This is a genomic window from Natronocella acetinitrilica (assembly GCF_024170285.1).
GTDB lineage: Bacteria > Pseudomonadota > Gammaproteobacteria > Nitrococcales > Aquisalimonadaceae > Natronocella > Natronocella acetinitrilica.
In genome coordinates this window covers 75,334-89,137 of sequence record NZ_JALJXV010000005.1, presented here as the reverse complement: position 1 = coordinate 89,137, position 13,804 = coordinate 75,334, and the positions used below count along the sequence as shown (strand labels likewise).

The 13,804-nt window shown below is 64.2% G+C and carries 11 protein-coding genes and 1 riboswitch; of the genes, 3 read left to right on the top strand and 8 right to left on the bottom strand.

Annotation, left to right across the window (positions count from 1 at the left end):
• Nucleotides 1-59: 59 nt before the first annotated feature.
• Together ahcY and metK are read right to left on the bottom strand one after the other, a co-directional pair.
• Nucleotides 60-1,475 (bottom strand): adenosylhomocysteinase, encoded by a 1,416-nt coding sequence (gene ahcY / locus J2T57_RS11215; protein ID WP_253478092.1) that lies wholly within the window; start codon nt 1,473-1,475, stop codon nt 60-62.
• 14 nt (nt 1,476-1,489) lie between these two features.
• A riboswitch (S-adenosyl-L-homocysteine riboswitch) is annotated at nt 1,490-1,574 on the bottom strand.
• A 56-nt stretch (nt 1,575-1,630) separates the two neighbouring features.
• Nucleotides 1,631-2,788 (bottom strand): methionine adenosyltransferase, encoded by a 1,158-nt coding sequence (gene metK, locus J2T57_RS11210; protein ID WP_253478090.1) that lies wholly within the window; start codon nt 2,786-2,788, stop codon nt 1,631-1,633.
• 266 nt (nt 2,789-3,054) lie between these two features.
• Here metK and tkt point away from each other — a divergent pair, with 266 nt between their 5' ends.
• From tkt to J2T57_RS11195, 3 genes are read left to right on the top strand one after another with little or no spacing between them, the layout of a single operon-like run.
• Entirely contained in the window at nt 3,055-5,052 is a 1,998-nt protein-coding gene (gene tkt, locus J2T57_RS11205) for a transketolase (protein WP_253478089.1), read from the top strand.
• A 29-nt stretch (nt 5,053-5,081) separates the two neighbouring features.
• Nucleotides 5,082-6,113, top strand: coding sequence for a type I glyceraldehyde-3-phosphate dehydrogenase (locus J2T57_RS11200; RefSeq protein WP_253478087.1), 1,032 nt, complete (start codon nt 5,082-5,084; stop codon nt 6,111-6,113).
• Nucleotides 6,110-7,297, top strand: a complete 1,188-nt coding sequence (locus J2T57_RS11195; RefSeq protein WP_253478084.1) for a phosphoglycerate kinase — start codon at nt 6,110-6,112, stop codon at nt 7,295-7,297. The genes J2T57_RS11200 and J2T57_RS11195 overlap by 4 nt, the downstream gene beginning before the upstream one ends.
• 10 nt (nt 7,298-7,307) lie before the next feature.
• Here J2T57_RS11195 and J2T57_RS11190 read toward each other — a convergent pair whose 3' ends face one another.
• The 6 genes from J2T57_RS11190 to J2T57_RS11165 form a co-directional block, all read right to left on the bottom strand.
• Nucleotides 7,308-8,207: a phosphoribosylaminoimidazolesuccinocarboxamide synthase gene (locus tag J2T57_RS11190; RefSeq protein ID WP_253478081.1), complete on the bottom strand. Its 900-nt coding sequence runs from the start codon at nt 8,205-8,207 to the stop codon at nt 7,308-7,310.
• Nucleotides 8,208-8,306: 99 nt separating this feature from the next.
• Nucleotides 8,307-10,043, bottom strand: coding sequence for a SulP family inorganic anion transporter (locus J2T57_RS11185; protein ID WP_253478079.1), 1,737 nt, complete (start codon nt 10,041-10,043; stop codon nt 8,307-8,309).
• A 30-nt stretch (nt 10,044-10,073) separates the two neighbouring features.
• Entirely contained in the window at nt 10,074-11,507 is a 1,434-nt protein-coding gene (locus tag J2T57_RS11180) for a cryptochrome/photolyase family protein (RefSeq protein WP_253478076.1), read from the bottom strand.
• 3 nt (nt 11,508-11,510) lie between these two features.
• On the bottom strand, nt 11,511-12,434 hold the full coding sequence (locus J2T57_RS11175) for a MerR family transcriptional regulator (RefSeq protein WP_301289334.1): 924 nt from the start codon (nt 12,432-12,434) through the stop codon (nt 11,511-11,513).
• A 66-nt stretch (nt 12,435-12,500) separates the two neighbouring features.
• Nucleotides 12,501-12,995 (bottom strand): dihydrofolate reductase, encoded by a 495-nt coding sequence (locus J2T57_RS11170; protein ID WP_253478073.1) that lies wholly within the window; start codon nt 12,993-12,995, stop codon nt 12,501-12,503.
• Between the two features lie 11 nt (nt 12,996-13,006).
• Nucleotides 13,007-13,801, bottom strand: a complete 795-nt coding sequence (locus J2T57_RS11165) for a thymidylate synthase (protein WP_253478070.1) — start codon at nt 13,799-13,801, stop codon at nt 13,007-13,009.
• Between the last annotated feature and the right edge of the window lie 3 nt (nt 13,802-13,804).

Sequence of the window (13,804 nt, the reverse complement as noted above, 5' to 3'; positions counted from 1 at the left end):
TTCCACAGCAAACCGCCCCCGGGATGGAATCCGGGGGCGGTGGGTCAAGCTGAACTCGCTCAGTAGCGGTAGGTGCCCGGTTTGAAGGGGCCCTTCTGCTCGATGCCGAGATAGTCCGCCTGCTCTGGCGTCAGCTCGGTGAGCTTTGCGCCGAGCTTTTGCAGGTGCAGAGCGGCAACCTTTTCATCCAGAGACTTGGGCAGCACGTAGACCTTGTGCTCGTAGCGCTCCGGATAACGGTGCAACTCGATCTGCGCCAGCACCTGGTTGGTGAAGGAGTTGGACATGACGAAGCTGGGGTGGCCGGTGGCGCAACCCAGATTCACCAGCCGCCCCTCAGCCAGCAGGATCAGCTTGTTGCCGCTGGGCAGGGTAATGTGATCCACCTGCGGCTTGATGTTGTCCCATTCATACTGCTTGAGGCTGGCGACATCGATCTCGTTGTCGAAATGGCCAATGTTGCAGACGATGGCGTTGTGCTTCATGCGGGCCAGGTGATCGTGGGTGATCACGTGGTAGTTGCCGGTGGCGGTGACGAAGATGTCCGCCTGGTCGGCGGCGTCTTCCATGGTGACCACGCGGTAGCCTTCCATCGCTGCCTGCAGCGCACAGATGGGGTCGATCTCGGTCACCCACACCGTGGCACCCTGGCCACGCAGGCTCTGGGCACAGCCCTTGCCGACGTCGCCATAGCCGCAGACCACGCAGATCTTGCCGGCAATCATCACATCGGTGGCCCGTTTCAGTCCGTCGAGCAGGGATTCACGGCAACCGTAGAGGTTGTCGAATTTGGACTTGGTGACCGAGTCGTTGACGTTGATGGCCGGGAACGGCAGTTCTCCCGCCTTTTCCATGCGCAGCAGACGGCTGACACCGGTGGTGGTTTCCTCGGTGACACCCTTGATCTCGGCCAGCGCCTTGCTGTACCAGCCCGGCTGCTCCTTGATGCGCTCGCGAATACTCGCGAATAGCGCCTTTTCCTCGTCGCTGCCGGGGTTGTCCAGTACCGAGGCATCCTGCTCCGCGCGGCTGCCCAGGCTCAGCAACATGGTTGCATCGCCGCCGTCGTCGAGAATCATGTTGGCGGTCTTGCCGTTGCCGAATTCGAAGATCCGGTGGCAGTAGTCCCAGTATTCTTCCAGCGTCTCGCCCTTGTAGGCGAACACCGGAATGCCCTGGGCAGCAATAGCGGCCGCGGCATGATCCTGGGTGGAGTAGATGTTGCAGCTTGCCCAGCGCACATCAGCGCCCAGATCCCGCAACGCTTCGATCAGCACGGCGGTCTGGATGGTCATGTGCAGGCTGCCGGCGATGCGGGCACCCTTGAGTGGCTGTTGATCGCGATACTCTTCGCGCACGGCCATCAGGCCGGGCATTTCAGTTTCGGCGATGCTGATTTCCTTGCGGCCCCAATCAGCGAGGCCGATGTCGTGCACGATGTAGTCGTTAGCATTGGCTTGTACGACAGCATTCATGTTGCAGACTCCGATTTCGCTGAGCGCCGTTGTGACGATTGTGGCGACCTGTCGAGCCTGGCAGAGCCCCTGGGCCCTGTTGCAACGCTCCTCGACGGGTCGAATGGTTGTCATCGCGCCTATCAGTGCCGGCAGGATGACAATGACTTACTGTTCTATAGGCCAGCCGCCTGTCTCAGCGCGTCTGCCCGGTCGGTGCGCTCCCAGCTGAAGCCTGCATCCTCGCGGCCGAAGTGGCCATAGGCGGCGGTCTTCGTGTAGACCGGTCGCAGCAGATCGAGCATCTTGAGGATGCCGTAGGGGCGCAGGTCGAAGTGCTCCCGCACCAGAGCCTCGATGCGGGACTCGTCGATCCTGGCGGTGCCAAAAGTATCCACCATGATCGAGGTCGGTTCCGCGACTCCGATCGCATAAGACACCTGGATCTCGCACTTGTTCGCAAGACCGGCGGCCACCACGTTCTTGGCCACGTAGCGAGCCGCGTACGCGGCGGAGCGGTCAACCTTGGATGGATCCTTGCCCGAGAACGCGCCGCCACCGTGCCGCGACATGCCGCCGTAGGTGTCGACGATGATCTTGCGCCCGGTCAGGCCACAGTCGCCCATGGGTCCGCCCACCACGAAGCGCCCCGTGGGATTGATCAGGTAGCGGGTATCCGCGCTGACCCAGTCACGGGGCAGCACGGGCAGGATGATCTCTTCCATGACGCCTTCATGGATGTCCTTGTCGGAGACGCTGTCAGCGTGCTGGGTGGACAGCACCACGGCATCCACGGCCACCGGCTTGCCGTCGCGATAGCGCAGCGTCACCTGGCTCTTTGCGTCGGGGCGCAACCAGGGCAGGGCGCCGCTGCGACGGGCTTCCGCCTGGCGCTGTACCAGTCGATGGGCGAGGGTGATGGGCGCGGGCATGAGCACGTCGGTCTCGTCGCAGGCGTAACCGAACATCAGGCCCTGGTCACCGGCGCCCTGCTCCTCGGGTTTCTCCCGGTCCACGCCCTGGTTGATGTCCATGGACTGCTTGCCCAGCGCGTTGATGAACGCACAGGTGGCGGCATCAAAGCCCATTTCGGAATCGGTGTAGCCAATGCGCCGCACCGTGGATCGGGCGATTTCCTCGTAGTCGATGTTCGCCGACGTCTTGAGTTCGCCGGCGAGCAACAGCAGCCCGGTCTTGGTCAGCGTTTCGCAGGCGACGCGGGCCTTGGGGTCCTGCTCGAGTATGGCATCGAGGATGGCATCCGAGATCTGGTCGGCCATCTTGTCCGGATGGCCCTCTGAGACCGATTCCGACGTGAAAAGATAATCTCTCACCCTGCGAACCTCCTGGCAGTGTCGCTGCAGCACGCGCAAGCGCGCGCGATTGATTTGAATGGAGCAGGATTGTACAAGGCGAGGGCCGCGATGACGACAGTTGGCTGGTGGCATTTCCGCCCGCCGCCACCGAATCCGCTTGTCTTCCCTTGCTCGCGCCGGGAAACTTCGAGAAAATTGCGGCCTTTATCGCGACGGGGCCCTGCCCGATAACCCCGCGAAGCCTCCTTAAAAATGTCCTGCAGCGACCCTGGAGACCGAGACCTATGCCCTCTCGCAGAGAACTTGCGAATGCCATCCGCGCCCTCAGCATGGACGCCGTGCAGCGTGCCAAATCCGGCCACCCCGGGGCACCCATGGGTATGGCGGACATCGCCGAGGTGCTGTGGAACGACGCCCTGCGACACAATCCGGCCAACCCGGCCTGGGTCAACCGGGATCGCTTCGTACTCTCCAACGGCCATGGGTCCATGCTGATTTACAGTCTGCTGCACCTGTCCGGCTACGACCTGTCCATGGATGATCTGCGGGACTTCCGCCAGTTGCACTCCAGGACGCCGGGTCATCCGGAGTACGGTTATACCGCCGGCGTGGAGACAACCACCGGCCCGCTGGGTCAGGGGTTGGCCAATGCCGTCGGCATGGCACTGGCGGAGAAGGTGCTGGCGGCGCAGTTCAACCGGCCCGGGCATCCGCTGGTGGACCACTACACCTACTGCTTTGTCGGCGATGGCTGCCTGATGGAGGGCGTGTCCCACGAGGCCTGCTCACTGGCCGGCACCCTGGGGCTGGGCAAGCTGGTGGTGTTTTACGACGATAACGGCATTTCCATCGACGGCAAGGTGGAGGGCTGGTTCACCGATGACACCCCGAAGCGTTTCCGTGCCTATGGCTGGCACGTGGTCGCCGATGTCGACGGCCACGATCCGGAAGCTGTGAGCAAGGCGCTGGCCGAGGCGCGCAAGGTCAAGGACCGCCCCAGCCTGATCTGCTGCAAGACGGTGATCGGCTTTGGTGCCCCCAATGCCTGTGGCACCCACGGCGTGCACGGTGCGCCGCTGGGTGATGATGAAATCCAGGCGACCCGGGAGTTCCTGCACTGGACGCACCCTCCATTCGAAGTCCCCGATGAGATCTATGCCGGCTGGGATGCCCGGGCCCGGGGCAAGGCGGCGGAAGCCGAGTGGCAGACCGTCTACGCCGCCTACCGCAAGGCGCACCCGGAAATGGCCGATGAATTCGACCGCCGCATGGCCGGGCAATTGCCGGAGAGCTTCGGCAAGCATGCCGATGAATTGCTGGCGCGCATCGTCGAGGCGGGCGAGAAAGTCGCGACCCGCAAGGCGTCCCAGAACGTGCTCGAAGGTTTCGGCCCTTATCTGCCGGAAATGATTGGCGGCTCTGCCGACCTTACCGGCTCCAACAACACCCGCTGGTCCGCCGCCACGCCGGTCACCGCCGAGGACGGCGACGGCAACTACATCTTCTACGGGGTGCGGGAATTCGCCATGACCGCCATCCAGAACGGCATGGCGCTGCATGGTGGGCTGCTGCCGTACGGCGGTACCTTCCTGGTGTTCTCGGACTATGCCCGCAATGCAGTGCGCATGGCGGCATTGATGAAGCTCAGAAACATCCTGGTCTACACCCACGATTCCATCGGCCTGGGTGAGGACGGCCCCACCCACCAGCCCGTGGAGCATGTCGCATCCCTGCGCATGATTCCCAACATGAGCCTGTGGCGGCCCTGCGATGGCGTCGAGACAGTGGCAGCCTGGCGGGCGGCGGTGGAACGCAGTGACGGCCCCACCAGCCTGGTCCTGACCCGTCAGGGCCTGCCCTGCCTGGAGCGCACTGCCGAGCAGCTTGCCGACATGCGCAAGGGTGGCTACATACTGCGCGACTGTGCCGGTGAGCCGGCGCTGATCCTGATCGCCACCGGATCGGAGGTGCCCCTGGCCGAGGCGGCCTGGCAACGCCTGAATGATGAGGGTGTCGCGGTCCGCTTGGTGTCCATGCCCAGCACGGATGTGTTCGATGGCCAGGATACGGCCTACCGGGAGTCCGTGCTGCCGGCAGGCGTCTCCAGGCGGCTCGCCGTCGAGGCGGGTCTGGCGGATTACTGGTATCGCTATGTGGGTCTCGACGGCGATGTGGTGGGCATGCACGGCTTCGGCGAGTCGGCCCCGGCAGAGGCGCTGTTCGAGCACTTCGGTTTTACCGTCGATAATGTGGTGGAGCGCGCTCGGGCGTTGCTCGGCTAGTGCGCCACGAAAGGGGAGAGAGACCGAACATGCTCCGGCTGGCCATCAATGGCTATGGCAGGATCGGCCGTTGTCTGCTGCGGGCACTCCATGAGTCGCCGCTGCGGGAGCGGATGGCGGTGGTCGCCATCAACGAGCCGGCTGATCTCGAGAGTATCGTGCACCTGACACGCTACGATTCCACCCACGGCCGTTTCCATCTGCCGGTGGAGGAGAGAGAAGGGGGCCTTCGGATTGACGGGCAGCCCATCGCCGTGAGCCATGGCAACACCCCGGAGGCGGTGGATTGGGCGGCCCTGGACGTGGATCTGCTGCTGGAATGCTCCGGCCGCTATGCCGACCGCAGCGGCATTGATCGATTCCTTGCGGCTGGTGTTCCCCGGGTGCTGGTTTCCAACCCCATGCGTAATGCCGAACAGGCTGACGCCACCGTGGTTTACGGTGTAAACGAGACGGCGCTCCACTGCGACGCCCGCATCGTTTCCAACGCATCGTGTACCACTAACTGCGTCGTGCCCCTGTTGCACCTGTTGCTGGATGATCCTGGTATCGAGGCCGCCGTCATCACCGCCGTTCATTCGGCGATGAACGATCAGCCTCTGCAGGACGGCTACCACCGGACGGACCTGCGCCGCACGCGCTCGGCGCTGCAATCCATCATTCCCGTATCCACCGGCCTTGGCCGTGGTGTGGAGCGCCTGCTACCGGCCCTGTCCGGCCGTATCCAGGCGCATCACCTGCGGGTGCCCACCCTGAATGTCTCGGCCATGGAGCTGTGTCTGCAACTGCGCCGCGATGCCACCGCCGAGGAGATCAACCGCCGGCTGCAGAACGCCGCCGCCGGCCCGTTGGCGGGCGTGCTCTCGTTCACCGAACGCCCCCACGCCTCGTGTGATTTCAACCACGACCCCCATTCCTGCATCGTCGACGGCACCCAGACCCGGGTGACCGGTCGGTTGCTCCGCCTCATGGCCTGGTTCGACAACGAATGGGGATTTGCCAACCGCATGCTGGACGTGGCCGAGTGCTGGTCCCGCAATTGGGTCAAGGAGACGGCATGAGTATTGTTCGAATGACGGACCTGGAACTGCACGGCAGGCGTGTGCTGATCCGCGAGGATCTGAATGTTCCCATTCGTGATGGACGGGTGACGGACGACACCCGGATCAGGGCCTCGCTGGCCACCATCCGCCATGCCCGTGACGCGGGTGCCCGGGTCATGCTGATGAGCCATCTGGGTCGCCCGGCGGAAGGCGCCTTCGATGCCGAGGCCTCCCTGGCCCCGGTGGCCGACCGGCTGGAGAAATTGCTGGGCAGCCCGGTTCGACTGGTGCGGGACTGGCTGGACGGCGTCGACGTGGCGGAGGGCGAAGTGGTGCTCTGCGAGAATGTGCGCTTCAACCGGGGCGAGAAAAAGGACGACGAACAACTGGCCCGGCGCATGGCAGCGCTGTGCGACATCTACGTCATGGACGCTTTCGGGACTGCGCACCGCGCCCAGGCGTCCACCCATGGTGTGGGTCTGTATGCCCCGGTGGCCTGTGCCGGCCCGCTGCTTTCCGCGGAGTTGGATGCCCTGGGCAAGGCACTGGCGCAACCGCCCCGTCCCATGGTTGCCATTGTCGGTGGTGCCAAGGTGTCCACCAAGCTCACGGTGCTGGAAACCCTGGTGGACAAGGTGGATCAGCTGATCGTTGGTGGTGGTATTGCCAATACATTCATCGCCGCCGCCGGTCATGGTGTGGGCAAGTCATTGTACGAGGCAGATCTGGTGCCAGCCGCCGTCCGCCTGATGGAGCAGGCCAGGGCCCGGGGCGGCGAGATTCCGGTGCCCACCGACGTGATTACCGCCAAGGCCTTCGCCGAGGACGCCGCGGCCGAGACCAAGCCCGTGGACCAGGTTCTGGACGATGACCTGATCCTGGATATCGGGCCGGACACCGCCAGCCGGTACGCCAGCATGCTCATCAGCGCCGGTACGGTGGTCTGGAACGGTCCTGTGGGTGTGTTCGAGTTCGATCAGTTCGGTGCGGGTACCCGGGGGCTCGCCGAAGCCATTGCCGAGAGCAGTGCCTTTTCCATTGCCGGCGGTGGCGACACCCTGGCGGCGGTCGCCAAATATGGCGTTGAAGACCGGATCTCCTACATTTCCACCGGCGGCGGCGCTTTTCTCGAGTTCCTGGAAGGCAAGACGCTCCCCGCCGTGGCCATGCTGGAACGTCGCGCCACCGAGCTGGCTGGCTAGCCCTCGCGGTTCAGGCGTCGCCCATGAGGCGGCGCCTGGCTTCCTCGTACTTCTCGGCAGTCTGTCTGATGATCTCCGGCGGCAGGCTTGGCCCCGGGGCGGTCTTGTCCCAGTCCAGGGTTTCCAGGTAGTCGCGCACGAACTGCTTGTCGAAGCTCGGCGGCGAGCTGCCAACTGCGTAACTGTCCGCCGGCCAGAAACGGGATGAGTCGGGGGTCAGTATCTCGTCGATCAGGGTCAGTTGGCCGCCAGCGTCGAGACCGAATTCGAACTTGGTGTCGGCGATGATGATGCCCCGAGCGCGGGCATATGCAGCTGCCTCCGCATAGATCTTCAGGGTTACTGTCTGCACCTGCGCCGCCAGTCCGCTGCCCAGCAGCTCCACGGTGTGCTCATAGCTGACGTTCATGTCGTGATCGCCCACCGCGGCCTTGGTGGAGGGGGTGTAGATGGGTTCTGGCAACTGCTCTGCCTGGCGGAGTCCCGCGGGCAGTTCAATGCCGCAGACAGTGCCGTCGGCCTGGTAGTCCTTCCAGCCCGAACCGATGAGGTAGCCCCGGGCAATGGCTTCCACCGGCAGCGGTCGCAACCGCTTCACCACCACCGCCCGTCCCCGCACCAGCTCCCGTTCAGCTGCATCCGGCACCGCCTGTTCCAGGCTCATGTCGGACAGATGGTTGCGGATGATGCCCGCCGTGCGGGCAAACCAGAACCGGGAAATGGCGGTCAGCACCAGGCCCTTGCCCGGAATGGCGTCGGGCAGGATTACGTCGAAAGCCGACAACCGGTCCGTGGTCACGATCAGCAGGTGCTGCTCCCCCACTGCATAGATATCCCGCACCTTGCCCCGGGCGAGCAGTGGCAGGGATGACAGGTTGGTCTCGTGCAGTGTTTCAGGGGGCGTTGTCATTGTTTGCTTTCTTCCATCAGTGTGAACGCTGTCGCGGCGTAGTTTGGCCCGACCGGGACGTGCGATCAATTGCATGGCCGAACGGCGAGGGATGCACGGTCAGAAATGCGCCGGACTTCGGTTTTGGGACACGAGATCGAGTACGGCCTGCTCGGTATTGAAATAGATATGTCCCTCGCCCAGGGCCTCCATCAGGCCGGAGGTCCTGAGGCGATCCATGATTGGCCCCTTCACCCCGGCCAGATGCAGGGTGACGCCGGCCTCGCGGAGATTCAGCGCCATCCCCTGCAGCGTCTCCACGGCGCTGAGATCCACATGGTTCATCGCCGTGCAGATCAATACCACATGGCGCACCTCCGGTCGCTGGGCAAGGGCGTTGCCCACCAGTTGTTCCACATAGGCGGTGTTGGCGAAATACAGGCTTTCGTCGATGCGCAGCAGCAGCAGGTTCGGCCAGGTTTCCACCTCGTGGCGGCTCACGTTGCGGTAATAGTCGGTGCCCGGCACCCGTCCCACCACGGCGACGTGGGGGTGGCTGGTGCGCCAGAGCAGCGCGATTACCGACAGGCAGAGACCGGCGAGGAGGCCCATCTCGATGTCCACCAGCACCACGCCAAGGAAGGTGATCAGCATGGCCAGCCCGTCCGCCTTGTCGTAGTGCCAGGCTGCGCGGAAGGTATGCAGATCGATCAGCGGAATGACCGCCACCACGATCAGTGCAGCCAGGATGGGTAGGGGCAGGGACTGGAACAGTGGGGTGAGAAAGAGCGCGGTGAGGGCCACCAGCAGGGCGGTGACGATACCGGCGAACTGGGTTCTGGCGCCGGCATCGAAGTTGACCACCGAGCGGGCGAAGCCTCCTGCCACCGGCATGGTACCGCTGAAGGCCGCGCCGGCATTGGCGGCACCCAGGGCCAGCAGTTCCCGGTTGGGATCAATCCGCTGCCGACGCCGCCAGGCGAGTGCCTTGGCCACGGACACGCTTTCCACGTAACCGATGATGCTGATCACCAGGGCTGCGGGAAGCAGTGCACGCCAGTCGGTCAGGTGCAGAAAATCCAGTGAAGGCTGCGGCAGTCCGGCAGGGATATCACCCACCACCGGTATGCCGAGTCGTTCCAGGCCCAGCAATGCCGTGAGCCCCGTGGCCAGCAGCACGATCATCAGCGGTGCGCAGCGGGACAACAGTTTTGCCGGCCCGGCTTGCAGCCCCATTTTCTGCAGTAGTAGAACCAGCGGCGTGCGTGCCAGAAACAGCAGGATCATCCCGCAGCCGCCCATGAGCAGCAGAGGCGGCTGCAGCCCCGCGAGGCCGTTGATGAGTGCCATCAGCTGCTCCGGCAAGGCAGCATCCCTGGGTAATGCCACGCCGGTCAGCTGCGGCAGCTGACTGAATATGATCACCAGGGCGGCGCCACTGACGAAGCCCGCCAGCACCGGATGGCTCAGGTAGTTCGCCAGCGCGCCCAGGCGCAGGAACCCCATGGCCAGCAGAATGACCGCACTGAGCGCGGCCAGGGTGATGGCGCCCTGGATCGCCTCGGCACTGCCCGGCGCGTGGCCGAGGCCGCCCAGTGCTGTCGCCACCAGCAACGCTGCCACGGAAGCCGGCCCCACCGCCATGGTGCGGCTTGAGCCGAACAGGGCATAGAGAATCGGTGGCAGGATGCCGGCGTAGAGGCCGAGTATCGGAGGCAACCCTGCCAGCAGGGCCAGTGCCATGCCCTGGGGCACCAGCAGCACGGCAGTGATGGTGCCGGCCAGCAGGTCGTCGCGCAGACTGGTGCCCCGGCACTCACTGATCCAGTCGGGAATCAAGGCGCGGACGCTTTTCATTCTGCAGGCCATGGCCGGCAATGAATGGGGTCAGCTGCGAATGTCCTGATAGGCGGCCAGGGCATCCTTGCGCGATGTGGCCAGGTCCACCAGCGGTCTGGGGTAGGTGTCGCCGAGACGCACGCCCGCCTCTCGCAGGATCTGTTCCGGCGCGCTCCAAGGGCTATGCAGGTATTTGTCCGGCAAGGCGCGCAACTCGGGAACCCAACGGCGGACATAGTGGCCTTCGGGGTCAAAGCGCTCACCTTGCCGGACCGGGTTGAAGATCCGGAAATAGGGCGCGGCGTCGGCGCCACAACCCTGGATCCACTGCCAGCCCATGCTGTTGCTGGCAAGGTCGGCATCCACCAGGGTATCCCAGAACCAGGCTTCGCCGGTTTGCCAGGGAATCCGCAGGTTCTTGGTAAGCAGGGAGCCAACAATCATTCTCACGCGGTTGTGCATCCAGCCGATGGCCCAAAGTTCACGCATGCCGGCATCGACGATGGGAATGCCGGTGCGGCCCCGCTCCCAGGCGCGCAAGGCGTCGGCAGTGTCCGCAGCCCAGGGAAAATGCCGAAACCTGGCATCGAGTGGATCCTGCGGCATGTGTGGGAAATGATACAGCAGGTGATGGGCGAATTCCCGCCAGCCGACCTCCGACAGAAAGCTCTCGACGTCGTGATCGGGGAGTACGGTTTCCTGCTGTTGTCGGGTGACGGCTGCCCGGATCTGGCGCGGGCTGATCTCCCCCCAGTGGAGGTGGGGTGACAACCTGGATGTCCCCGCCTGGCCGGGGCGGTCGCGAGCGTCATCGTAGCCCTGCAGGGCACTCTCCAGAAAGGTCTCCAGTGCCGCGTTGGCCCCGGCTTCACCGGGCCGCCACTGATCGTGAAAATGGCGATCCCAGGGGATGCCTGGCAGCAGCCCAAGCGACTCGACAGGCTGCCCTTTGGGCCAGGCCGGTGGCGGCGCCGGCAACTCCGGTGCAGGCTCGGGGGCGATAGGTGGCATTGCGCTCAGGGCCCGCCAGAACGGGGTGAACGCGCGATAGTGACCACCGTCGCGGCGAGTCACTTCCCAGGGCTCCCGCAGCAGGGCTGCATTCAGGCTATGCACCGCCAGACCGTCTTCCCGGAGAGCGAGCTTGATTGTCTGATCTCGCTTGATCAGCGCCGGCTCGTACACCCGATTCCAGTACAGGGCTTCTGCGCCGGTTTCGCTGATGATTGCCCGCAGACAATCCAGGGTGTCATGAGTGCTGCGTATGATCAGTCGGCTGCCAGCCTTGTCCAGTGATGCGGACAGGGCCTTCAGGCTGTGATGCAACCACCAGCGGCTGGCGGCTCCGGGTGCCCAGTCGCCTTCGTCGGCCGGGTTGTGGACATAGACGGGAATGCAGTGACGGTGCTGACTGGCGGCGATCATCGCCGGATTGTCAGCCAGGCGCAGATCGCGCCGCAGCCATATCAGGGCCGTGGCCATGTGCTAGCCGACGCTGCGCTGGCGACCGACAGTGGCCGGTGGAACATGCCGGCCAACGAGTTGTAGCAGTCGTGTCGCATCCCGCGCCGGGATGAGGTTGCCGCCATCGCCCTCGTTGGTCACCCAGTGGGCGGCACCGTCAAGCATGAATACGGGGTATTCCAGGCCGCGCAATGCGTCGAGTAAACCGGGAGGGGCGGAGGGGGCATGGGCGGATAGCAGAACGGCTGCGCTACGGGACAGGCCGCCGGCTGCGGCCAGCGTCTCTGCGTCCACTGATGCGCCGAGCAGCACCACCCGATAGCCGCCAGACTGCGCACCGCATGCGGCGAGCATCAGCGCCAGATCGTCGCATTCTCCGGGTGCGGTCGCGGCAATCAGCTTGGGCCCGGTGGCGCGCCCGGCCTGATGGTGAAAACGGGCGCTGAGCTTATTCTTCAGGAAAGCGGTCAGGAAGCGATGGCGGGCCCGAGCTGTGGAGTCGTCGCCGATCTCGGCGGCAAGATCCGCCAGCAAGGGGCGAAGCAATCGGCCATGTACCAGGTCGGCGGGAAACAGTGCGAGGGTTTCCGAGTATGCGGCATCCAGCGCGTGTTCATCCAGGTTGGCGAGGGCTCCGCGCCAGCGATGCCTCTGCTCGTCCCAGGTGGACAGGGTGTCTTCGGACTCGCTGCCGGCCTGGGGTTCTTCCAGTACAACATCATCATCGTCGAGCACCTGCTGAGCCTGGCTGATGGGAATGCCGCGCTCGAGCAAAACGAGTATCTGCTGAATCCGATCGATGTCGCGCTCGGTGTAGAGCCGGTGCCCCTTCGGCGTGCGTTGCGGGCGGATCAGCCCGTAGCGCCGTTCCCATGCCCGCAGCGTCACGGGATTCACGCCCGTCATGGCGGAAATGGTGCGAATGGGATAAAGGCCCTTGCTCAATGCTCGATCCTCTCAGCTTGACCGCGCGGTGCTTCAGCAACTGTGTATAATTATTGTATCAGTTTTTTACCTGCCTGTTGCAATAGCTTCTAGGGTCTGGAATGTAAGCGCGAAGGGGGAGTCCGCGTTGGCGGGCACTTGTCGCTCGTCAATGACGGACCAGGCCGTCGCGTCGAAGGGCGGGAAGTGGGTGTCGCCGGCCTCGTTATTATCCACCCAGGTGAGGTACATGCGATCGACGCGGGGCATGAACAGGGCATAGATCTCTGCCCCGCCGATGATCATCACCTCGTCGGCACCCTCGGCCAGCGCCAGGGCCTGATCGACGCTGTTCGCCACCTGGCAGCCGTCGGCCACGTAGAGTGGGTCGCGGGTGAGCACGATATTCTTGCGGCCGGGCAGGGCGCGGCCTATGGATTCATGGTTACGGCGCCCCATGATCATGGGCTTGCCCATGGTCACCTGCCGGAAGTGCCGCAGGTCGGCGGGGGCGTGCCAGGGCAGGGCGTTGTCCCGGCCGATCACATGGTTTCGATTCAATGCCGCGATCAGAGAAATCATCCCGCCTCCCGTCAGACCGCTACGGGTGCCCGTATATGCGGATGGTGCTGATAGCCCTCCAGGCGAAAATCCTCGAACCGGAAGGCGAACAGATCGGTCACCGCCGGATCGAGATGCATGGTCGGCAGCGGATAGGGTTCCCGGGACAGCTGCAGTTCCGCCTGTTCCAGGTGGTTGCTGTAGAGATGCGCATCGCCCAGGGTGTGGATGAGCTCCCCCGGTTTGAGTCCTGTCACCTGGGCGACCATCAGTGTCAGCAGCGCGTAGGAGGCAATGTTGAAAGGCACGCCGAGGAAGATATCGGCACTGCGCTGGTAGAGCTGGCAGGAGAGTCTGTCCTCGGCAACATAGAACTGGAACAGGGCATGGCAGGGCGGCAGGGCCATGGCGTCGACTTCCGCCGGATTCCAGGCTGTAACCATGATCCGCCGGGAATCGGGGTTGCGCCGAATCTGTTCCACCACGCGGCTGATCTGGTCTATGTGCTGTCCGTCGGGTGTCGGCCAGGAGCGCCATTGCACTCCGTACACCGGGCCTAGGTCACCGTTCTCGTCGGCCCACTCGTCCCAGATGCTGACACCGTTGTCCTTCAGGTACCGAATGTTGCTGTCGCCGCTCAGGAACCACAGAAGTTCGTGGATCACGGACTTGAGGTGGATTTTCTTGGTGGTCACCAGGGGAAAGCCGGCGGCCAGGTCAAAGCGCATCTGGTGACCGAAGATCGAGCGGGTGCCGGTGCCGGTCCGGTCTTCCTTGCGCACGCCGTGATCCCGTACCAGTCGCATGAGATCAAGATACTGTTGCATGGT